Raw genomic sequence first — 21,176 nt, forward strand, 5'->3', positions numbered from 1 at the left:
ATGTCGGCTAACCCGGCTCTTCAGAGTTGAGTGTGGGGTGAGGCGTCGAGGCCTCCGGTGATGAGGAGCATTCGGAGGCGATAGTGTTCGAAGTTCCGGAAGCCGCGGGCGATGCGGCGGCCGAGTTCGATGATCCCGTTGATGGCCTCTGTGCCGCCGTTGCTCGCGCCAGCGGTGTCGAAGTAGGCAAGGAACGCTGTCCGCCAGCGGCGTAGGGTCTTCCCGAGCCTGGCGATCTCTGGGATCGGGCAGGACGGCAGCGCAGCGATCAGCTGCTCGGCGAGGCGGCGTCCCTGGGCGGGCGTGGGCTGGTGGAATACGTCTCGGAGGTCCTGGGCGCACTGGTAGGCGACCTCGACTGCGACGTGATCGGGGTGGGCCGCGAATGCGCTGGCCAGACGTGTCTGCTGGCGCGGCGTGAGGCGTTCCCGTCCGGCGCGGAGAACATGACGGATCCCGTAGAGGGGGTCGCCCTTGCGGCCTCGGTGGCCGAGGGTCTCCTGCTGGATCCGGCGGCGGACGTCATCGACTGCAGCCCCGGCGAGCTTCACGATGTGGAACGCATCCAGCACGCAGGTGGCGTCCTCGAGTTGGTCATCGATCGCGTTCTTGTAGCCCTGGAACGGGTCCAGCGTCGCGATCGCGACCCGCTTGCGGAACTCGTCGCCGCGCTCGTCGAGCCAGTCTCGGTAGGCCTTGCCGGATCGGCCGGGGACGAGGTCGAGGAGTCTGGCGGTGGGGTGGGTGCCGCGAGTCAGATCGACCATCCCGGTGAGCTCCTTCGGTCCGCGCCGGCGCGGGTCCCGGTGGTGCCAGATGTGTTCGTCCACGCCCAGGACCTGAACGCCCTCGAACCGGGACGGGTCGTTCGCGGCCTCGATCAGGACTGGTCGGACCTGGGACCAGAGCGTGTTCCAGGTCGTGCCGAGCTGGCGGGCCAGGCCCTGGATCGTCGCTCCCTCGCGCCGGAGTTGGCCGATCGCCCAGCGGATCGCGCGCGTGCTCAGCAGGCCACGCGGTGCACAGACCTCCGGGTCCTGCTCGACGAAGGTCGTCACCGCGCAAACGCTCTCGAGGCAGATCCAGCGGCGCTTGCGCCACCGAATCCGCACCGGTCGGCCAGCCCATGGCGCGTCGATCATCTCGACCACCACTCGGCCGTGACCAGTGGCGATGACACCGCAGCCAGGGCATCCGGTCACTGGATCGCAGGACTCAACCTCAAGCAACAGTCCGGCTCGGGCCTTCGAGACGGCCACCAGATGAAGGCCAGGGAAGTCCAGGAGAACGTCGCATCGGACGCAGCGATCAAGCGCGTCAGGGCATACGCAACTATGGTTGGGCATCGTCGAGGTCCTTGGTGCGAGCAGAGGTAAGAGTCCGCTCATCATCGGGGACCTCGACGTCTATCCCCAGCTACCCCGCATCACCGGCGCGCCCACACTCAACTCTGAAGAGCCGCTAACCCCCGCACAATGGTGGGTACGACGGGACCCCCAGCGCCCGTAAGCACCAGGGGTCCCTGACGTGGCTCAGAAGGTCACACCGTGACCGGGGAACCCTCCGCCAGCGACATCCGCACCACACCCGCCGGACGAGTCACCGCGACCCCGAGACGGGTCTCCATGCGGGTCTGAAGCAGGTTCTTCGAGAAGTGGTCCATGTTCGTGTTGGTGGCCTCCACCATCACGCCCTGGTCCGTCACGTACAGCAGGCTCACCGCGTCCTGAGACAGCAGGAACGCCTCGTCCTTGCCGACCTGGTCCGTCACCACCACCGGGACACCCCAGATCCGCTTGTTGACGCGGTCCACCGGGCCCTCCTGGAACAGGAACTCCCCGTCCGTGGTGCGGCTGGTCTCGATCCGCTCCCAGGCGTCGTGGGACAGCACGAACGAAGTCGGGATGATCCGCATCCGTTCCAGCTGGGTAATCCCCCGGCGCATCGTCAGCAGTTCATCCGTCACGAACTGCTGCACCTGCACGCCGGAGGTGTTGCGGATCCCCGTGAACCCGGAATCTGCATGCCCGTCCATGATCAGCGCCTCAGTGGCAACCGTCAGGTCATCCAGCAGACGAGTGTGCAGAGCCGAGACCAGCTCCACCGAGTCCAGCGCGTCGTACTGCCCGTAGGGGGAGGACATCAGCGCCACGACCGCCATCTTCCCGGACTTGCGGGAGAAGGTCGTGGTGGACTCCGGCTTCGCAGTGCCCGGGGTCCAGACAGCCGCCTTGTTCTGGTAGCCCGCGTTCTCCACGACCCACTCGAAGTTCGGGGACTCGACCTGCTTGATGGGCAACAGCTGGTGCAGGGACCCGACCTCGCCGGACTCCGCCATCTGCGGCTCACCGTTGAACAGGTCCACCGACTGCGGGACCTCGGTCAGCCCGAAGGACTTCTTCTGGACCGTCTCGGTCATCTTGCGGGCCACAACGGGTGCGGCCTTCGCGTTCCAGTGGCGTCGGCGGCCCTGGCCGTCACCGCTCTTTGCGTAGCGCAGGGATTCCAGGGAATCCCCCATCTCGGCACCCTTGATCCGCTCGTTCAGCGATTCGATCTCGGCGTCCTTCGCCTCGATCAGTCGCATCTCGTCGTCGGAAAGTTCGCGGCATGCGGCCTTCGCGCCCTTCGCCATGGACTTGATGTCATCGATAAGGGCATCGCGCTTCTCAGCGAGAGTATTCATTAGGGTCTCCTTGACCTCAAAGACGCTTTCGCGTCGGTATGTGTCAAGGCGCGTGAATCGTGTCTCCCTTGGCCGCATCGTCGGGCCTCGTGATCCCAGGTTCAAAAACCTGTCTGCCACTTACCCGGTCAGCGGCTCCTCGGTTACCGGGAGCGCCTAGGCGGCCATTGTGACCGCATTCCCAAGGAAAACAGGCCGAGCATATCCCCCACAATTTTGCGTCAGGCGGCCCGGAGATTGACCTTGCCGAGCCGAAAACACCGGAACTGGTGTGAGCATGGCGATCTCCTTCTTGCCCGCGACCTCCATGAGCACGCGCTTGTCGTGGTCACGGACGTCCTGGGCCTGGGCACGCAGCACGTCCGCCAGCGGCGTCCCGCGTTCGATGGCCACGACGATGCCGTCCACGAACCGGCCGAGGGCCACCACATCGGTGCGGGCGGAGAAGTCCTGCAGCGCTGTGCTCAGCCCGGCACCCGCCCGGGTCTGGGCGAGAACTGCGCGGAACTCCCCGGCCAGTTCCCCCTCGGCCACACGGCACACGCGCTCGAGCGCTCCCACCGCGCTCTCTCCCGCACCCACGGCGAGTGCCATGAGCTCGGCCACCGCTGGGAACTCGGCGAGCATCAGCTTCTCCCGCCGGTGGATGCTGCGCGTCAGCCACTGGTTGCGCGCCCAGATCCCCGACCCGCCTCCCAGGACAGCGGCAATCGGCACCACGGCCGGGTGGACGTCGGCCCGTACGGCCAGCGCGAGTCCGGAGGCGACTCCCGCCACAGCTCCGACGACGCCGCACAGCACCTGCTCGGCGCGATAGTCCATGAGGTCCTTGCGCGACCCGTCCCGCACCAGTCGCCGCGCCAGGATCTCCGCGTCGGAGAACAGCGGGGCCGCGCGTTCCAGGATCCAGGCCATCACGTGGCTGCCCGCGGTGCCGGTGAGCGCTCTTCCCTGCCTGCGGGGCGCGCCCCACGCAGTGGCGTGGATCCCGCCGCCGAGCTCCACGGCCCGGAGCTGCGGCGCGATCCGGTCCGCGAAGCTCGGCGCTCCTGCGGCCTTCACGGCCACCCACACGAGCCAGAGGCCCCACGCCAGGACAAGTCCCAGGATTCCTGAGGTCACGGGGATGTTCATCGCAGCACCCGCTGTTCCTCGGGGAGCGCGCCGAGGCGCAGCATGAGCTGATAGGCCACCACGGACACGACCAGTCCTCCCAGCAGCACCACGGCACCGGCGGCCGTGTTGTAGGCCTGCACGGCGGCGGGCTGCGTGGCCATGAGAGCCAGGATGAGCCACGGGGCCGCCACCGAGAGCCGCGCGGCGTTGACGGTCCAGGACTGGCGTGCCTCGAGCTCGCTGCGCGTTCGTTCGTTCTCCCGCAGGAACTCCGACAGCGTGCCGAGCAGCTTGCCCAGGTCCGTGCCACCCACCTCGCGCGTGACGCGCAGCGCCTCCACGATGTTGTCCGCTACGGGATCCGCCAGGCGCTGCTTGAGCAGGGTCAGGGAGCCGTGCAGCTGGCCGCTGGCCCGGTAGTCCGCCGCAAACTGCGCGAAGGCGGGCCGCAACGGTTCGGGCCCGCGGTACTGCAGCTGCATGAGGGCCTCGGGCAGGCCCATGCCCGCGCGGATGGCAGACCTCAGGTGGTCCACGACGTCCGGCCACACCTCCCGCAGGACGGCCGTGCGGCGTCGCGCGCGGCGTCGTACGAGCCAGAGCGGGACGCCGAGTGCGACGACGAAGACGCACAGCCCGAACACCACCGCGGAGGTCACGGCGAAGGTGAGCAGCCCCGCGACACCGGCCAGCGCCAGGCTGAGAGCCGCGAAGGTGGCCGGCGCCACCCCCGGCAGCCCTGCCTGCAGCAGGACCGTGCGAAATTTTCCGGCTCCGGCGTGCCTCGTTCTCGTCCCCGTGGGCCGTGTCCAGCACGACCACCACACGAGGAACACCCCCGCGCCCAGCAGGGCACCCACCAGGGCGCTCACGAGGATTTCCTCCGCGACTGCCCGCCGCGGGTGCTCCCGCGATGTCCCGCACGCGTTCTGCCGGACCCGGTGCGGCTCTGCGCCCCGCGGTCGGCCACGCGACCCGTTCCACGGGGCGCAGAAGGTTCCACCGCAGTGGCAGACGCTTCCGGCCCGTCCTCGACCATCCCCGGGGAGGGCGGCGGTGCGTCGTCGCGGATGAGTGCGGCGGGCGCGTACCCCGCGCGCACGAACTTCTCCGAGGACGGGACCTCGGAGGCGACCGCGCGCAGGACCCCGTCCTCGAGCCGGAAGACCGGATAGGTCTCGATGACGCCGTTCTCCACCCTGTTGCCCACCGCCAGGATCTCCGCCACACGCCGGTGGCCCGTGGCGTCTCGCTGACAGTGGACCACCAGGTCGAAGCACGACGCCACGGTGGGGAGCACGAAGGCGCTGCTGATGTTGTCCCCGGCGAGCAAGGGCAGGGTGCAGATCTTGGTGACGGCGTCCCGTGCGGAGTTGGCGTGTAGCGAGCACATCCCCGGCAGGCCCGCGTTCAGGGCGATGAGCATGTCCAGGCTCTCGGCCTCCCGCACCTCCCCCACCACGAGCCGGTCCGGGCGCATGCGCAGCGCCTCCTTCACGAGCCGGCGCAGCGGGATCTCGCCCGTACCCTCGAGGTTCGCCTGGCGGCACTGCATGGCCACGACGTCGCGCAACGCCACCTTGAGCTCGAAGACCTCCTCGACCGTGACCACCCGCTCCCGCGGGCCGATGGCCGCGCACAGGCAATTGAGCATGGTGGTCTTCCCGGCCTGCGTGGCACCGGAGACGAGGATGTTGAGTCCCGAGTCCACCGCGGCGTGCAGGAAGTCGGCCGCCTGCGTGGTGAGCGAGCCCAGCGCGACCAGGTCCTGCAGCCTGCGCGCACGCGCCACGAACTTGCGGATGTTCACGGCCCAGTGGGCGCGGGTCACGTCCGGGATGACCACGTGCAGCCGGGAGCCGTCCGGCAGGGAGGCGTCCACGAAGGGGGAACTCAGGTCCAGGCGGCGCCCGGAGGACTTCAGCATCCGCTCCACGAGCGTGCGGACGTGGGACTCGCTCAATGCCAGACTCGTGAGCTCGGACTCGCCGCCGCGGGCCACGTAGATCTCGGTGGGGCCGTTGATCCAGATCTCCTCGACCTCGGGGTCGTCCAGGTACGGCTGCAGCGGCCCGTAGCCCGCCACGAGGTCCAGCACGGTCTTGCGGGTGGCGTCCAGGTCCTGGATCCGGGGCAGCCCGGCACGGGCGGAGCGGACGTCGTAGTCGGAGACCACCGAGGCCACGATCCGGCGGGTGGGCTCCACCTCGTGCAGCGGGTCCAGTCCGCTGCGGCGGATCTGCTCGCGCACGTCCGCCTCGATCAGTCCGATCGCGTCCTCGGTGACACCCGTGGCCATGGCTCCCCCTGGGGTTCCCCCGAACCCGTTACTGGCTGGTCATCTCTGGAGGGAACGCTAGGGCAAATCAGGCGCGGCGGACACGGTCGCCGACGCGTTCTGTGGATAACCGCGCTGACCTGCACGAATGGAACGCCCTCGGCACGTCATGCTCGGTCGCAGAATGCATCCACATGAATCGTGACACGCGTCACGGTGACGAGCGCGAGGTCAGACCGCCGTGGAACCACCCCGGGCGGCGTCGTGACCGGCGTCCGGCTGGGCGGAGCCCGCACCCGGGCCTGCCGGGCCTGTGTGCGGCTCCTCCGCCGGGCGGGACGTGGGGGACGCCGCGGCGAAGGTGAGCACCGAGGCGCGGTCCACGTGGGCGGCGTCGGGCGCCCAGGGGCGCTCCGCCTCCGAGATGGCGATGTGCCGCGCCAGGCGCGTGATGTTGACCTCGTCCACCCGGCGGCGCTGGGCGGAGGTGTACTGGGTGATCATGAAGAGCACCACGAGCCCATAGAGCACCAGGTCCGTGCCGCGGCCGATGCCGAGGAACCGGGCTGCCTGAGACACCAGGTCCGGGACCAGGATCGATATGGCGGCGAAGAAGAAGAAGGCGACCGCCGCCAGACGGCGGATGGCCTGGTGCTTGGCGTTGGCACCTCCGCGCACGAGCGTGAGTGCGCCGTAGGCCACGGCCAGGATCAGGGCGATCTGAATCAGAATGGTCATCGGTGCGTCTCGCTACTTCACGAACAGTTCGGCCAGGATGTTCACGCCGTTGAGCAGGGACTGGCCCTTGCCGCGTGAGTAGTCGGTGTAGATGATCTCCACGGGGTGCTCCACCCACCGGGGCTTGAGCTCCGCGAACCGGTTGACGATCTCCGAGGCGTGCGCCATGCGGTTCTGCTGCAGGTGCAGCTTGGCGACGGTGGAGCGGTCGATCGCACGCAGCCCGTTGTGGGCGTCGGAGAGGTCCATGCCGCTCGTGAACTTTGACACGAAAGCGGCCGTGCGCAGCACCAGGCGCTTGAGTTTGGACACCTGGGTGCGGTCGTCCAGGAAGCGCGAGCCCAGGACCACCTCGGCCTCGCCGGTGCGGATGCGCTGAACCATGTCGTACGCATCCACCACGCGGTGCTGGCCGTCCGAGTCGAACGTGACCACGCAGTCCATCTCCGGGTCCTGCAGCGCGTACTCGAAGCCCGTCTGCAGCGCGGCACCCTGCCCCAGGTTGATGGGGTGCTGGACCACCACGGCTCCGGCGTCCCGGCAGATCTGTGCGGAGTCGTCCGTGGAGCCGTCGTCAACGCACACCACGTGCGGGAAGGTCCTCCGGAGATTCTCCAGGACCTCACCCACCACCTCGGCCTCGTTGTACACGGGCATCACTATCCACGCTCGACTCACGGGGACCATTGTTCCACAGCGTGCGGCGGCAACCACTCCCCCTCGGATGGCCGGAGCCCTTGCAGAATTCTGCGAGTTCCACCGCGGACCCCGTCCGGGTGCTCGCACCCCGTCCACTAAACTTCCCACGTACCCGCCCCCCGCTGTCTGGAGTCATGGATCCCGTGAGCTGGCTAGAAGCACTTCCCTCGTACGCGCTGGTGGGGATCCTGATGGTCCTTCCGGGCGCGCTGCTCAGCGTGGCCCTCGGTCTGCGCGGGCTCGCCCGCAGCGCGGCGGTGATCCCGCTGTCCGTCGCGGGGTTCAGCGCCTCAGCCGTGATCTTCGGGCTCGCGGGGGTGCCGTGGAACCCTCTCACGGTCGCCCTCGCGTTCGTCGTGGTGGCGCTCGTGCTGTGGCTGGCACTGCTCCCCGCTCGACGCCGCCTCATGGCCGGACCGTGGGTGGGCGCCACCCCCTGGCGGGAGCGCATCACCACATCCCTCGTGGGGCTGTGGTGCGCGGCGGCACTCGGCATCGGCATCGTGGTGCAGCGCCTGCACCTCATCATGCAAACTCCAGACGCCTACTCGCAGACGTACGACGCGAACTTCCACTACAACGCTGTGCGCTACATCCAGGAGACCGGACAGGCCTCCTCACTCACGCTGGGCGGACTGGGAGTGGTAGAACCGACCTTCTACCCGGCGGCGTGGCACGACACCGCAGCGTTCGTGACACAGGTGACTGGCCTTCCGGTGGTCCTCACGGGGAACGCCATGACCATGATGATTAGCGGCGTAGTTTGGGTTCTGGGCTGCCTCTACTTCACCACCCGATTGCTCGGTTCCCGACCCACGGTGTCCGTGGCCGCGGGCTTGATGGCCTCGAGTTTTCCTGCATTCCCCTACCTGCTGAGCTTCTACGGCAACTTGTTCCCCAACGCCATGTCCATCGCCTTCCTCCCTGTATGGCTGGGCCTGCTCACGGACGCGCTGGGCCTCTCTCGGGAGCCATATCTCCGGTCCAAGGCCGCCCTCTGGGTCACGATCCTGGCCGTCACCGGGGCCATGGGACTTGCTCACCCATCCTCGGTGGTGGTGGGTCTGGCCCTGCTGTGGATCATGCTCCTCACGGCGTGGTGGCGCATGGTGCGCCACACCAGACCGTGGTGGTTCAAGGTCCTCACCGGAGTGGGCCTGGTGGCCTGGCTGCCCATCCTGCAGCAAATTTGGTTCGCGGCTCGGGCCAGCCAGACGGCTTCCTCGTGGAAGCCCCATGTCACGGAGGCCCAGGCCCTTGGCGAGGCCCTGGCGACCGTGCACCCCAATGCCCCGCACCTTCCCTGGGCCCTCGTCATCGTGGTGCTCCTGGGCGCGGGCACCCTGTTGCGCCACCGCTCCCGGTGGGTTGTGGGGGCCTGGGCATTCCTGGTGTGGCTCTACGTGCTCGTGGCCTCTTCCAGGAATGCGGAACTGCGCTACGACTGGGGCGGCATCTGGTACAACGACGTGCACCGCATCCTGGCCCTGATCCCCGTGGTGGCCGTTCCCATGGCTAGCGCCGGGGCCGTAGCCCTGGTGCACTGGGTGGTGTCTCGGGCCCGGCGCACGGCGGCCCGGGCTGCCCGCAGCCCGCGGGCGACCCAAGGAGTGCGCGCTGCGGCTACGCGACTCTTGTCCCTGATGCGTTCTCGCGGCACCGCGGTGATCGGCGGCGCGCTGGCCGTCCTTCTCGGATGGCAGCTGCTGCAGGCCCAGGCCATGACGGATGTGGTGAATTACGGCAAAAACCTGTATGCGGGAGCCGGCGACTACCCGTACGCCCTGGTGTCCCCGGAAGAACTCGCCCTACTCGAGGAACTGCCCGAGTACGTGCCCTCCGATGCGGTGGTCTACGGCAACCCGCTCACCGGAACGTCCCAGGCCTACGCGGTCTCGGGCACCGAGGTGCTCATCCCCCACAACGGGCTGGTGGCGGACCCGGGCGTGTCGGTGATCATCCACCACCTGGACGAGTTGACCACGGACCCCGCGGTCTGCCCTGCTCTGAGGGAGCACAATGTCCAGTATGTCTTGGACTTCGGCACTCGGCGGGTGAACCTCTTCGCAGAATTCGACACCACCGGTTACGACCAGCTCACCCCGCAGAACGGCTTCGAACTCGTGGCACAAACCGGCCCTGAGGCCAAGCTCTACAAGATCACCGGGTGCGGGTGACCCCCGCGCCAGAACGACGGCGCCGCGAGAGCAGGACTCTCGCGGCGCCGTCGTTCTCTCACCCGGGCGCGGACCGGGCCCGCTCAACCCGCCAGGGGGCCGTCCAGATCGGGATCGTACTGGGGCACGAAGTCTTCCCCCCGCTCGGCGGCCTCCCGCGCCTGCCACTCCCGCTTCCGGCGCTTTTCCTCCAACGCCCGTTCCAGTCCTTCGACGTGTTCGCGACGGACGTCTTCCTCTGGTTGATTTCGCATGTGCGCCACGGCTCCGTACACGCTGCCGTCGAAGACCTTGGAACCGTGGTCCATGACAATGCCGCGCTCACAGATGTCCATGACCAGGTTGAGGTCATGGCTGACCACCACGAGTGTCTTGCCCCGGCGCACCAGGTCCTTGATGCGGCCGATGCACTTCTTCTGGAACGGCTCGTCGCCCACCGAGAGGATCTCGTCCACGAGGAACACCTCTGGATCGGTGTGGATGGCCACGGAGAACGCCAGACGCAGGTACATGCCCGAGCTGTAGAACTTCACCTCGGTGTCGATGAACTCAGCGATCTCCGAGAACGCCACGATGTCGTCGAACTTGGCATCGATCTCCTCCTTGGTCATGCCCAGGATGGCGCCGTTGAGGTAGACGTTGTCGCGCCCCGTGAGGTCAGGGTGGAAGCCTGCGCCCACCTCGATGAGCCCGGCGACTTTCTCCCGGGTGAGAATCTCCCCCGAGTCCGGGTTCATCACCCCGGAGATCATCTTGAGGGTCGTGGACTTGCCGGAGCCGTTGAACCCCAGAAGGGCCACGGTCTCGCCGTCGTGAATGTCGAAAGAGACGTCGTTGAGCGCGGTGAATTTCGCGGTCAGGTCCCCCTTGCGCCCTTTCACCAGCCACACGAAGGCCTCCTTCATGGAGCGCGTGTGGCGCAGCACGAATTCCTTGGTCATGTGGCTGACACTGATGGCGAGCTCTGCATCCGCGTGTGCGGGTGTGTGCTGAGTGGATGAACTAGACATGATTCACAGCTCCTGCGCGAAGTTGCCCTCTTGGGAGCGGAACAGCTTGTCCGCGAGGAAGTAGAGGATGAGGCTGGTCACGATGGCCACAGGGGTCCACCCCGTGAGGAGGTGGGGCGGCACGTGCCAGGACTGAGGCGTCTCTGTCGTGGAAAACCAGAATCCGTAGTGGAACAGCTCGACCGCCACGGTCAACGGGTTCAGCATGTACACGTAGTACACCCAGCTCCACAGCTTGTCCTGCACCATGGTCCACATGTAGAGCACGGGCGATGCCCAGGTGGACACCATGATGACCAGGTCCACGATGTTTTCTGCATCCCGGAAGAAAACGTTGAACGTGGCAAAAAGCATGCCAAGCGCCAGCGAGAAGAGCGAGATGATGAGCGTGCCGACGATCACGGCCAGAAGCTGCTTTATCCCTGGGCTCCAGCCCGTGAGCAGGCACGCCAGCAACAGGATGACCAGCTGGGGCACGAAGTGCACGAACGCCACCAGCAAATTGGACACTGGAAACAGTTGGCGAGGCAGATAGATCTTCTTGAGCAGTCCACCGTTCGCCACCACGGAGCGCGAGGCGTTGCCAAAGACTTCCCCGAAGAGGTTCATCACCACAATGCCGGAGAACAGGTACACCGCGAAATTCTCAATACCCCGGTTGAGGTCCAGGAACACTCCCATGGCGATGTAGAACACCAAGAACTGCACACCCGGTTTGAGGTAGGACCACAGCAAACCCAGCACGGTCCCGCGATAGCGGATCTGGATCTCCTTGTCCACGATGAGCTTGAGCAGGAACCTGTTCGCGAACACGTCGCGCAGACCACGATCCTGCCCCGGCGGCCGCAAGTGCGTGGGGGGAGTTTGAGTTTCCATCTGCCGTCCTTTCCTGGCACAGTTCGTCCTCCGCGTAGCCGCTTCGGACGCGCCGACGCCGCACACCCAACTGAGCGTGCGGCGTCGAGCGGGTGCGAATTACTGCTCGGAGCCATTCTCCGCGAATGTCCGGGCCCACGCCTCCACCGACGTGATCTCCGGGAGAGCAGCGCGGTACTGCTCGCTCAGGGAGTCCCAGCGCGAGAGCAGCTCGGCGTGAAGCTTCACACTTTCGGCCATGAGCTCCCGGACCTGCGCGGGATCACGGCGGTACCAGGATGCTCCTGTGCCGTCTGCGTTGGAGACCACGGCAGAGTCCAGCGTCGCCAGGTACGACCAGTGCCCATCCATGTGCGCCACGCTGGCCTCGGGGTACTCCTTGGCCATGCTGCGCACCGGACGCAAGGTCTGCTTGAGCACGGTGCGGACGGCCCACGGGATCAGCTGTGCCTTGGTCGGGGACTTCGGCGCCTCCATGGTCTTCGGCGGCTTGGCCCGCCGTACAGGCGGCAGTTCAGAGGGGTCCTGGACCACACGAGCATCCGAGTACTCGTCCTTCATGGCGCGAATCTGGGGCATGCGGGTGGGCAGCATCTCGTGGAGCCGGTCGGGGCCGTCCAGTACGTCCTGGATGGCGAGCAGCACGGATTTCGCCGGGTAGTACTGCATGGAGACGACGTGCTTGGTGTCCGTCGTGAGAGACTCCCGCAGCATGCGACCACCCTTGGCGAACGGCGAGTGCAGCAGGGCGGCGATCAGCCGGTTGCGCTCGTGGAAGTAGGCCTGCCAGTCCACGGCGTCGTCCTTGTCCGCCCAGGAGACGTGCCACACCGCAGCGCCCGGCAGAGAAATCGTGGGATGGCCGGCTGCCTTGGCTCGCAACGAGTACTCGGAGTCATCCCACTTGATGAACACCGGCAGGGACAGCCCGATCTCCTCGAGGATCACGCGCGGGATGAGGCACATCCACCAGCCGTTGTAGTCCGCGTCCCAACGGCGGTGCAGTTTGGGGCGGGAACGCAGACCCCGTTCCGCGAAGTCCACGGCCCCCAGACCCTCAACCGGGCCCCAGAGGAAGCGGTAAGGATTCACGACCTCGGCGTACGCGTTGAGCAGCGGCTTGTTGTACATGTCGAACATGTGCCCGCCCACGATCGACGGGGTGTGGCACATGTCCGCGAATGCGGCCGCCCGCAGGACACCTTCGGACTCCAAAAGGATGTCGTCGTCCAGGATGAGAACATAGTCTGACTTCTCGACTCCTTGCGGAGTCTGTCGGCCTTCCACGACCTCGAACATGTTGCGCGCGAACCCGCCCGAACCACCCATGTTGCCCTGGCGGATCATGCGCAGCTTTCCGCGCATGGCCTTCTGCGCCTCCGGGAAGTCCTGCTCGTCCTGGACCAGCTTGTTGCCCTGGTCCACGATGATCAGCTCGTCCAGGACCTCGTCCAGCCCGTCCGCCTGTGCAATGGTCTTGATCGTGTTCACGCAGTAGTCGGGACGGTTGAACGTGGTCACGCCCAGCGTCACACGACCCACGGGACGGCCGTGGGAAGGCACGAGCCAGGACGCCGAGTCCAGGACCATGCCCTCCTCGTCGGAAATCAAGTCGAACCAGTACCAGCCACCGTCGCCGAACGGTGCGAGGGTGAGTTCGAACTCGCACGTGGTGGACCCGTTCACGCGTCGATCCTCCACGCGTTGGGACACCCCACGGGCATTCGAGCGGTAGACGATCAGGGAACCGGCCCCTGAAGTCCGGACCCGCAGTGTGACGGAATCCGCCACGGTCCAGCGCCTCCAGTAGGAAGCGGGAAACGCATTGAAGTACGAGCCGAAGGACACGCGACGTCCCGGCCGGATGCGGACCGAGCGACGGGAAATGATGTCGTCCGGGTGCTGATTGGCAGTGTCTGCGCCCACGGAGGAGGGGCCCTCCACGTTGATGGGGCCGTCAATGTAGAGCGGCAGGGCGTCCAGGTCCTTGTCCGCAGGGAACACAACGCGTGCCACCTCGCGTAGATCCTTGTCTCCGCGGGGTTGCGTGTTGATCTTGGCGAGATATTCCTGGCCTTCGCCGGACGAGGTCTGAGCCTTCTCCGCCTGGTTGGCGCGCTCCATGCTCATGCGTCCACTCCTCCGCTGGTCAGGGGCGCACCCGAGGTGAAGTGCGGTGCGATCTTGTTGTCCACCATGGACAGCGCCGAGCCGATGGCCATGTGCATGTCCAGGTACTTGTAGGTTCCCAGGCGCCCGCCGAAAAGCACGGAGGACTCGCCCTGCGCGAGGTCACGGTAGGCCAGCAGCTTCTCGCGGTCCTCGGAGGTGTTCACCGGGTAGTAGGGCTCGTCGCCCTTCTCCGCGAAACGGGAGAACTCCCGCATGATCACGGTCGCGTCCTTGGTGTAGTCCCGCTCGGGGTGGAAGTGGCGGAACTCGTGGATGCGGGTGTAGGGGACGTCCGCGTCCGGGTAGTTCATCACGGAGGTGCCCTGGAAGTCCTCGATGTCCAGGACCTCCTCCTCCAGATCGATCGTGCGCCACGAGAGGTCGCCCTCGGCGTAGTCGAAGTAGCGGTCCACGGGGCCCGTGTAGATCACGGGGACCTGGCCCACCACGTTGGACTTGGAGAACTCCTGCGAGTCGTCGAAGAAGTCGGTGTCCAGGCGGACGTCGATGTTCGGGTGGTCCGCCATGCGCTCGAGCCACGCGGTGTACCCGTCCACGGGCAGGCCCTCGTGGGTGTCGTTGAAGTAGCGGTTGTCGTACGTGTAGCGCACGGGCAGCCGGGAGATGATCGACGCGGGCAGGTCCTTGGGGTCCGTCTGCCACTGCTTGCCGGTGTAGTGCTTGATGAACGCCTCGTAGAGGGGGCGCCCGATCAGCTGGATGCCCTTGTCGTTGAGGTTCTGCGGATCGGTGCCCGCCAGCTCACCGGCCTGCTCGCGGATCAGCTCGCGGGCCTCGCCGGGCGAGTACGCGGCACGGAAGAACTGGTTGATCGTGCCCAGGTTGATGGGCATGGGGTACACCTCGCCCTGGTGGCGGGTGTACACGCGGTGCACGTAGTTGGTGAACTGGGTGAACCGGTTCACGTACTCCCACACGCGCTCGTTGGAGGTGTGGAACAGGTGCGCGCCGTAGCGGTGCACCTCGATCCCGGTTCGCTCCTCGTTCTCGCTGTAGGCGTTGCCGCCCAGGTGGGGCCGCCGGTCGATCATGGTGACCTTCAAACCCAATTCGCGTGCCGCTCGTTCTGCCACGGTCAAACCGAACAGTCCCGAGCCCACGACCACCAGATCAGTGTTCATGTGTCCCTCCTAGGGTTCTCCGTGATCCATGCACGGACATCGTCCTGCCTAAAAATACCGGACGCCGCTGGCTCCACCCCGTGTGACGCGCACTGCGCGCCAGCGTGGGAAGCATCACGGCCGTCGGACGGCCCCGGTCCGGGGAGCACCCAGCCCTGACCCTGGACCACCGGCCCCAACCTCGACTGCCCCGCGAGAGTCTGCCGCGCGGGAGGTCTCAGTGAGCAGAGCGTTCGAATCCGCTGAGCACCCATGCCGCAGCGGCACGCCCGGAGGCCGCGAGAGATGCGTGCTGGCGGGCCCACTCGCTGACACGGTCGCTCGTCGTCCGACGGTCCTCGCTGCGGGCCGCGGCGAGCGCGTCCTCCATGGCTCGGGCAACGGCCTCCGGTGTGAAGTCCACAGGCGTCCCGAGCTGGTGGTCGCGCACCATCTCGGCGGCGGCACCCACGCCCGCGTAGATGGACGGCGCACCGCACGCTGCCGCGGCGTAGAGCTTGGTGGGCTTGGAGAAGTCGTAGCCCTTGTACGGAATCACGGAGGCTAGAGATGCCACGGAACCGCGCAGGAACGATGCTGTGCGTGCCGGGCTCTGCACGCCGTGGAACACCACGTTCTGCGGGGTCAGGCGCGCGGCGACCTCCTGGACCCGGTTCAGGTCGGGTCCGCGTCCCAGCACGTGCAGTGTCACTTCCGGGTGACGGGGCAGAATCTGGGCAAGGGCCTCGACGAACACGTCCACGCCCTGCCACTCCGAGATCGAGCCCGTGTACACGAAGTACGGCGCAGGCTCGTCTGCCGCCGGGCCGTCGGGCGTGAAGGTGTCGGTGTCGATGCCGTTCTCCGCCACGAACATCCTGCTCCACGGAGTTCCGGTCACACGATGCAGTTCTTCGCCCATGGACTCCGACACGGTGATCACTCCCCCGGCACGGCGGGACGCGATGGTCTCCGCCGCTCGCATCAGCTGTGTGACGACACCGGGGACATCCATGTTGACCGTCGCCGAGGTCCACACGTCCGGGTTGTACCAGATGTAGGGACGACGCCTCAGGGCGCTCGAGAGCCACACGGCGAGTCCCGTGGTGGGCGGCGGCTCGCTGACCACGATGTCCGCGTCCATGACGAGAAGGCGTGCGAACGCCTGGACGTCGAAGCTCAGGTACTGCACCACGCCCCGCACATAGTCCTCGCTGTTGCGAAGCACGGGAACACGCACGATGTCGTACGGCTCCTTCACCGAGTCCGCGTCCATGGCCTTGGGTGGACGCGTGGTGAGGACGGTGACCTGTGCCCCTTCTGCGGCGAAGCCGCGTGCGAGCGCCGCCAGACGAAATGACGCGGCGGCTGGTTCGGGCAGGAAAATGCGACTGACGATCACGACCTTGCGGGGTTTCATGTCCCACACTGTCTCACGAACGTGCCACGGAGGCTCGCTCGTGCGAGATCCGCGGAGGTGGGGCCGTTCCGTCGCGGGGGGAGCTCCCGCGGGGGCACCGGGGCCGCGCACGGCAATCCCCCTGCACCACCTCCCCTCAATGGGCCTTGGACAGCCGACATCCCACGCCACCCGCCCGACGTCCTCCTGGGCCCTGACCCGCACGGTGTACTGCCGCCATGCACCTGACTCTGCACATCGTCTGGAGCGGGACGCGCACCACCCACACCGCGACCGTCACCGCCGCCCCCGCCAGCGACGGCGCGCAGCTGGCTGCCGAGCTTGCCCGGCTGGTCGGCACCGAGCACCGCGCCACGGTTGAGGGCCGCGACCTGGCCCGGCTGACGGTCGGGGCCACCCCGCTGGTGGACGGCGCCACGGTCGTGCTGCTTCCCGTGACGGACGACCGGGATACCGCCGCCACCGGGCGGCCGGAGGGAGTCGCACGGTGGCACGGACCTCTGTCCACGGTGTCGCCCGGTGCCTCGGACACGGCCACCACGACGCCGGGTGGCGGCGAAAACACGACCACGGTCGAGGTCGTCGAGGGCACCGGGGCGGGCACCCGCTTCTTCCTGACCAGGGGCCGCTGCGACATCGTCCTCCAGGACGACGGGCCGGTCCTGCTGCCCCCGGGCAGCCGCGCCACCTCCGGAGCCGATCTCTCCCTGCTGCTCGACGGCACCGGTCTCAGTGTTCTTCCCACCGGGACCCGCCTCGATTCCGGGGACCGGGTGCGGCTGCGCCGCGGTGGTCGTCTCAGCTGGCTCCGGGTGGAACTGCCCGGAGCGCCGGGGAGCTCGCCGTCCTGGCCCGGGGAGCAGCAACTGCCCCCGGGCATCACCGCGCGGGAGGCGGATCCAGCCCGTCCTCTGACCGTGGACGCCCCGTCCCGCCGCCGTGCCAGGCTCACCATGATCACGGGTGCGCTGCCCCTGCTCGCGGGGATCGGCATTGCGGTGGTCACCCACTGGTGGTTCTTCCTGGTGTTCAGCGCGCTCGGGGCCGTCACGACCGTCGTGGGATGGGTGGGCGAACGGGGCGTTCGCAGGGACACGGGGAACCGGCTGCGGGCCGCACTGGACCGCGATCTCCGCCGGTGCGCGCACGCCGCGCCCTCGGCCGCCGAGGTCCTCCACCGCTGCCGCGCGCTCGCTCCAGACCGTCGTTCCTCGCCAGCAGCCCCCACCGGCTCCGTCACGGGAGGCGCGTTCGCGCCTCGAAGGGCGCCAGGACCCGTGGTGCCCGGCGCCGCCACGGGGGCGGGACACCCGGTGAGCAGTCGTCCGATAGGAGAGCCGGACCGGGCGGCCGCGGCACGCTGGGTCCGCCTGGGTCACGGGGCGCGGGCCGGCAACGTGTCCCGGGCGCAGGGTGTACGCGTGCGGGAGGTGTGGCACCCCAGCGCACCCGTGATCGTGGACCTCGCGGCGCTCCCGTCACTCACCCTCGCCCTGGAGCACCCACGGGCCGTGGGGGTGCTCAACGCCCTGGCGGTCCAGCTGTTCACCGGCCCCGGTGCGTTGGGCCGCCTCGTCGTGTCCCCGGGCCTCGGCTGGCAGGCCCCTCTACGAGCGGAGACTCCTGCCGAGTCGGATTCCCCGCCGCAGGACGACCCACCGGGCACCGCAGGCCTGGAGGTGCTCACGGCGGACGACGCCCGCACGCGCCCGCAGCACCCCGATCTGCTGCGCGTGGTCGTGGCCCGCGCGAGCGCGCACGACGACGGGGAAGCCGTCCTCGCCGGAGCAGGTGCGCAGCTGCGCCTCACCACCCGCAGGTGCGACGCCGTGCCGGGGCTGTCCGGGGAGGACCAGCGGTTCAGCATCGATCTCGTCCCGGACACGGTGGGCTGCGAGCAGGCCGCCCGCGCGGTGGCCGCCTGGAGTCGCGTGTCGAGCGCGGGGGCCGGAACGGCTGGCGGCCGGTTGCCCCGCCGTCTCGGATCGCACGAGCTCCTGGCTCTCACGAACGACGCCGCCACCCTCCCGGCGCCGCGCGGCTCGGTGCCGCACGGATCGGTGCCGCACAGCCCGGGCGCGCAGCGTGGCGCCCAGACGCACCCCCTGGGCTCGGACGAGTCGCACGACGCTGTCTCCGCGAACACCTCGTGCACGAGGGCGGGGCGCTCGCTGGCGGCGGCACGCCCGGCGAACGTGCTGGGAACCGCTTTCGGTGTGTCCAGAGCGGGGGTCGAGCGCATCCAGCTGAGCGATGAGCACCCCCACATGCTGATCGCCGGAACCACGGGATGCGGAAAGTCCGAGGTGCTGCGCACGATCGTGGTCGGCCTCGCCGCGCAGTGCCCACCGCACCGGTTGGAGTTCGTCTTCATCGACTTCAAGGGCGGCGCCGCCCTGGCACCCCTCACCGGGCTGCCCCACCTCACCACACTGCTCACGGACCTGGGTGCGGACGAGATCCGGCGGGCGCTCGTGTTCCTGCGCTCCGAGCTGCGACGCCGCGAGCTGGTCCTCGCAGCGCACGGGCTGCGGGACATGGCCGAGGTGCTGGGGCGGGGCGCCGACACCCCGGCGATCCGGGAGCTGGTCGTGGTGGTGGACGAGGCCAAGATGCTGACGGATGCGTTTCCGGAAGCGGCACAGGAACTCGCGGTCGTCGCGACCGTGGGACGGTCCCTGGGGGTCCACCTGGTGCTGGCCACGCAGCGACCCCAGGGTGCCCTGCCCGCGGACGTCCGCGCCAACGTCACCCAGGCGCTCTGCCTGCGCGTGCGCACGGAGCAGGAGTCCGTGGACGTCATCGGGGGCACCCAGGCGGCCCGCATCCCGTCCGGGCTGCCCGGCCGGGGATACCTCGACCGCGGAGACGGACCCGCTGTCGAGGTGCAGGCAGCCGTGCTGACTCGAATGCGGCCACCCGCTCCCCAACCCCCTGTGATCACGTTCACGGCCTCGGCGCCCGACCACGGGCCGCCGCAGGTGGCTCAGCCTGCGAGTCCTGCAGCCTCCGGGCCGGCTCCGGATGTGGCGGCAGCAGTGCGTGACGTGGCCGATTCCTGGGCCTCGGCGAGCGCGGACGGGGCACTGGCGCACCTGCCCGACGATCCGCAGGGTGCTCCAGGCGGCAGCCGCGCGGTGCCACCGACCCTGCCCGCGACCGCGAACGCGCTCCCCAGCGGCGTCGGTGACGCCGTGGACCTGGGTCCGGCGGAGGACCCCGCGGAGCACTGGAGCGGGCGCGCCGCGTGGCGGCCGTGGGAGGACGGGGCCCTCGCGCTCATCGGCCGTCCTGCCGCCGTGCACGGCTGGTTCTCGGCTCTGCTCCGGCGCTGCGCCGCGCTCGCTCTGCCCGGCGCCTCCGCTGCGCACCCCGTGGCGCTGTACGTCATCACGGCGTCGGATCAGGCGCTGTACGGGGTGGCCAGCGCGGAGGGCGTGGCCGCGCACCCGGCGCTGCGGGGATGGGCACGAGCGGACGAGCCGGGTGACGTGGCGCACCTGCTCGAGATGCTCCGCGCCGGGCTGGGCGGGCAGCACGGATGCGTCCCGGGCACCCGGCCCCGCGCCGTGCTGGCCGTGGAGGACTGGGACCGCTGCTGCCAGCACTTCCGGGCGGGGTCCTGGGCGCATCTGGAGGACGACGTCCTCGCCCTCGTCTCCACCGGCACGGCCCGAGGGCTCTCCGCACTGGTCACCGGCGACCGGGCCCTCGCGGCGGGCAGGGCCTCCCACGTCGGCCCCAACCGGCTGCACCTGCCGGAGGGGCAGAGTCCGGATGCGCTGCTGCACTGGCCGCGCCTGCCGCCGTTCTCGGCGCGTCCGGGACGCGCCGCACTGAGCGGGCCGGTCGCGGACCGGTGTGCGCCGGGGTCCGCTGCTCCCCGCGCGGAGCGGATGGCCGTGGTGCAGCTTGCCGGTGGCGACGACGCCGCATCGGCCGGTCCCGCACGACGACCGGATCCGCGCCCGACGACGACCGCGGCGTCGGACCCCGCCCTGGCGGTCGAGCCACCTGGCGCTTCCCACCCGTGGCCGGCCGCGTTCCCGCTGCCGAGCTCGTGGACCCCTCCCGTCCCGCGTTCCACGGGTCTCGTGCTGGGCGTCACCCGCGACGGGTCCCCGCGCTGCCATCCGTGGGGCCCGGGGTCCACGCTCGTCGTCGCGGGCCCGGCGCGCAGCGGACGCAGCAGCTTCCTGGCCGCCGCCCACGCGCACCTGGACCCGGACACCGCGGACGCCGGGGCCGCGCACCACCGACCGAGCACGTTGCGCCACGACGTGCTGCGCCCGGTGCTGCACAGCGCGGAGGACGTCCATGCCCTGCTGCGTCGCCTGGAGGGGGTGCGGGGCCCGACCACCGTGGTCCTGGACGACGCCGACCGCCTGGCACCCGACGTCGTGCGGGCGCTCGCGGCGGCATGGACAGGGAGACCCGACACTGGCTCCGCGTCCCGAAAGGCTCACCCGGCACCGTCGAGACCCACGGCAACGGCTCCCCGTGCGGAGGCATCCGGTTCCGGCGGATCCGCACGAAGTTCCCGCGCGGCGGAGGCTGACGGGGACGGCCTCCCGCTCCACGGTGCGGACTCCGCGCCCCCTCCCGCCGAGGAGGCCTGGCTGCTTCCGGGTGTGCGGCTGATCGTGGGCATCCAGCTCACGGACTCCCCCGCGACCACGTTCCCACCGCTGCTGACGTGGCGGCACAACGCAGACGCCCTGGTCCTGAGACCCCGCCGCAGCTTTGACGGGGACACGTTCGGGGCCTCCTTCACCGGACAGTCCTTGGGTGGGCCGCCGGGACGGGGGTTCTGGGTGCACCGGGGCACCGTGACCCCCCTGCAGTGCCCCCTGCCGCCAACCGGTTCTTGAGTGAGGGGGCGC

The 21,176-nt window shown here is 68.8% G+C and carries 13 protein-coding genes and 1 pseudogene; 2 read left to right on the forward strand and 12 right to left on the reverse strand.

Annotation, left to right across the window (positions count from 1 at the left end):
- Positions 1 to 20: 20 nt before the first annotated feature.
- The 7 genes from P8S73_RS03005 to P8S73_RS03035 form a co-directional block, all read right to left on the reverse strand.
- Complete coding sequence (locus tag P8S73_RS03005) at positions 21 to 1,346, reverse strand: ISL3 family transposase (RefSeq protein ID WP_396350500.1); 1,326 nt, start codon at positions 1,344 to 1,346, stop codon at positions 21 to 23.
- Positions 1,347 to 1,540: 194 nt separating this feature from the next.
- Entirely contained in the window at positions 1,541 to 2,686 is a 1,146-nt protein-coding gene (locus P8S73_RS03010) for a phage major capsid protein (protein WP_396350501.1), read from the reverse strand.
- Between the two features lie 156 nt (positions 2,687 to 2,842).
- Positions 2,843 to 3,808: a type II secretion system F family protein gene (locus P8S73_RS03015; RefSeq protein WP_396350502.1), complete on the reverse strand. Its 966-nt coding sequence runs from the start codon at positions 3,806 to 3,808 to the stop codon at positions 2,843 to 2,845.
- An 8-nt stretch (positions 3,809 to 3,816) separates the two neighbouring features.
- On the reverse strand, positions 3,817 to 4,674 hold the full coding sequence (locus P8S73_RS03020; protein WP_019309401.1) for a type II secretion system F family protein: 858 nt from the start codon (positions 4,672 to 4,674) through the stop codon (positions 3,817 to 3,819).
- Positions 4,671 to 6,101 carry a CpaF family protein gene (locus tag P8S73_RS03025; protein WP_019309402.1) on the reverse strand — a complete coding sequence of 477 codons (1,431 nt, stop codon included), beginning with the start codon at positions 6,099 to 6,101 and terminating at the stop codon, positions 4,671 to 4,673. Before P8S73_RS03025 ends, P8S73_RS03020 begins: the two co-directional genes overlap by 4 nt.
- Before the next feature lie 210 nt (positions 6,102 to 6,311).
- Complete coding sequence (locus P8S73_RS03030; protein WP_019309403.1) at positions 6,312 to 6,818, reverse strand: DUF2304 domain-containing protein; 507 nt, start codon at positions 6,816 to 6,818, stop codon at positions 6,312 to 6,314.
- Between the two features lie 12 nt (positions 6,819 to 6,830).
- On the reverse strand, positions 6,831 to 7,475 hold the full coding sequence (locus tag P8S73_RS03035; protein ID WP_035885049.1) for a glycosyltransferase family 2 protein: 645 nt from the start codon (positions 7,473 to 7,475) through the stop codon (positions 6,831 to 6,833).
- Between the two features lie 176 nt (positions 7,476 to 7,651).
- Between P8S73_RS03035 and P8S73_RS03040 the strand changes: the two genes are divergently transcribed.
- Entirely contained in the window at positions 7,652 to 9,694 is a 2,043-nt protein-coding gene (locus P8S73_RS03040; RefSeq protein ID WP_019309405.1) for a DUF6541 family protein, read from the forward strand.
- A gap of 248 nt (positions 9,695 to 9,942) precedes the next feature.
- Here P8S73_RS03040 and P8S73_RS03045 read toward each other — a convergent pair.
- From P8S73_RS03045 to P8S73_RS03065, 5 genes and pseudogenes are all read right to left on the reverse strand, one after another.
- Positions 9,943 to 10,704: pseudogene (locus P8S73_RS03045) on the reverse strand (ABC transporter ATP-binding protein); the annotation flags it as partial.
- 3 nt (positions 10,705 to 10,707) lie between these two features.
- Positions 10,708 to 11,580 (reverse strand): ABC transporter permease, encoded by an 873-nt coding sequence (locus tag P8S73_RS03050; RefSeq protein ID WP_019309407.1) that lies wholly within the window; start codon positions 11,578 to 11,580, stop codon positions 10,708 to 10,710.
- A 99-nt stretch (positions 11,581 to 11,679) separates the two neighbouring features.
- Positions 11,680 to 13,710 (reverse strand): glycosyltransferase, encoded by a 2,031-nt coding sequence (locus P8S73_RS03055; protein WP_019309408.1) that lies wholly within the window; start codon positions 13,708 to 13,710, stop codon positions 11,680 to 11,682.
- Positions 13,707 to 14,894, reverse strand: a complete 1,188-nt coding sequence (glf, locus tag P8S73_RS03060; protein ID WP_019309409.1) for a UDP-galactopyranose mutase — start codon at positions 14,892 to 14,894, stop codon at positions 13,707 to 13,709. The genes P8S73_RS03055 and glf overlap by 4 nt, the downstream gene beginning before the upstream one ends.
- Before the next feature lie 217 nt (positions 14,895 to 15,111).
- Positions 15,112 to 16,293: a glycosyltransferase family 4 protein gene (locus tag P8S73_RS03065; protein WP_029603138.1), complete on the reverse strand. Its 1,182-nt coding sequence runs from the start codon at positions 16,291 to 16,293 to the stop codon at positions 15,112 to 15,114.
- A 218-nt stretch (positions 16,294 to 16,511) separates the two neighbouring features.
- Here P8S73_RS03065 and P8S73_RS03070 point away from each other — a divergent pair, with 218 nt between their 5' ends.
- On the forward strand, positions 16,512 to 21,164 hold the full coding sequence (locus P8S73_RS03070; protein WP_039101780.1) for an FtsK/SpoIIIE domain-containing protein: 4,653 nt from the start codon (positions 16,512 to 16,514) through the stop codon (positions 21,162 to 21,164).
- Positions 21,165 to 21,176 lie beyond the last annotated feature (12 nt).

The organism is Kocuria sp. ChxB, from assembly GCF_044359605.1.
In the GTDB taxonomy this organism is placed as follows: Bacteria; Actinomycetota; Actinomycetes; order Actinomycetales; family Micrococcaceae; genus Kocuria; species Kocuria rhizophila.

Coding starts and splice junctions, on each gene's coding strand:
- P8S73_RS03005 (WP_396350500.1), bottom strand. CDS start 1,346: ATGCCCAACCATAGTTGCGTATGCCCTGACGCGCTTGATCGCTGCGTC.
- P8S73_RS03010 (WP_396350501.1), bottom strand. CDS start 2,686: ATGAATACTCTCGCTGAGAAGCGCGATGCCCTTATCGATGACATCAAG.
- P8S73_RS03025 (WP_019309402.1), bottom strand. CDS start 6,101: ATGGCCACGGGTGTCACCGAGGACGCGATCGGACTGATCGAGGCGGAC.
- P8S73_RS03030 (WP_019309403.1), bottom strand. CDS start 6,818: ATGACCATTCTGATTCAGATCGCCCTGATCCTGGCCGTGGCCTACGGC.
- P8S73_RS03035 (WP_035885049.1), bottom strand. CDS start 7,475: ATGCCCGTGTACAACGAGGCCGAGGTGGTGGGTGAGGTCCTGGAGAAT.
- P8S73_RS03040 (WP_019309405.1), top strand. CDS start 7,652: ATGGATCCCGTGAGCTGGCTAGAAGCACTTCCCTCGTACGCGCTGGTG.
- P8S73_RS03050 (WP_019309407.1), bottom strand. CDS start 11,580: ATGGAAACTCAAACTCCCCCCACGCACTTGCGGCCGCCGGGGCAGGAT.
- P8S73_RS03055 (WP_019309408.1), bottom strand. CDS start 13,710: ATGAGCATGGAGCGCGCCAACCAGGCGGAGAAGGCTCAGACCTCGTCC.
- glf (WP_019309409.1), bottom strand. CDS start 14,894: ATGAACACTGATCTGGTGGTCGTGGGCTCGGGACTGTTCGGTTTGACC.
- P8S73_RS03065 (WP_029603138.1), bottom strand. CDS start 16,293: ATGAAACCCCGCAAGGTCGTGATCGTCAGTCGCATTTTCCTGCCCGAA.
- P8S73_RS03070 (WP_039101780.1), top strand. CDS start 16,512: ATGCACCTGACTCTGCACATCGTCTGGAGCGGGACGCGCACCACCCAC.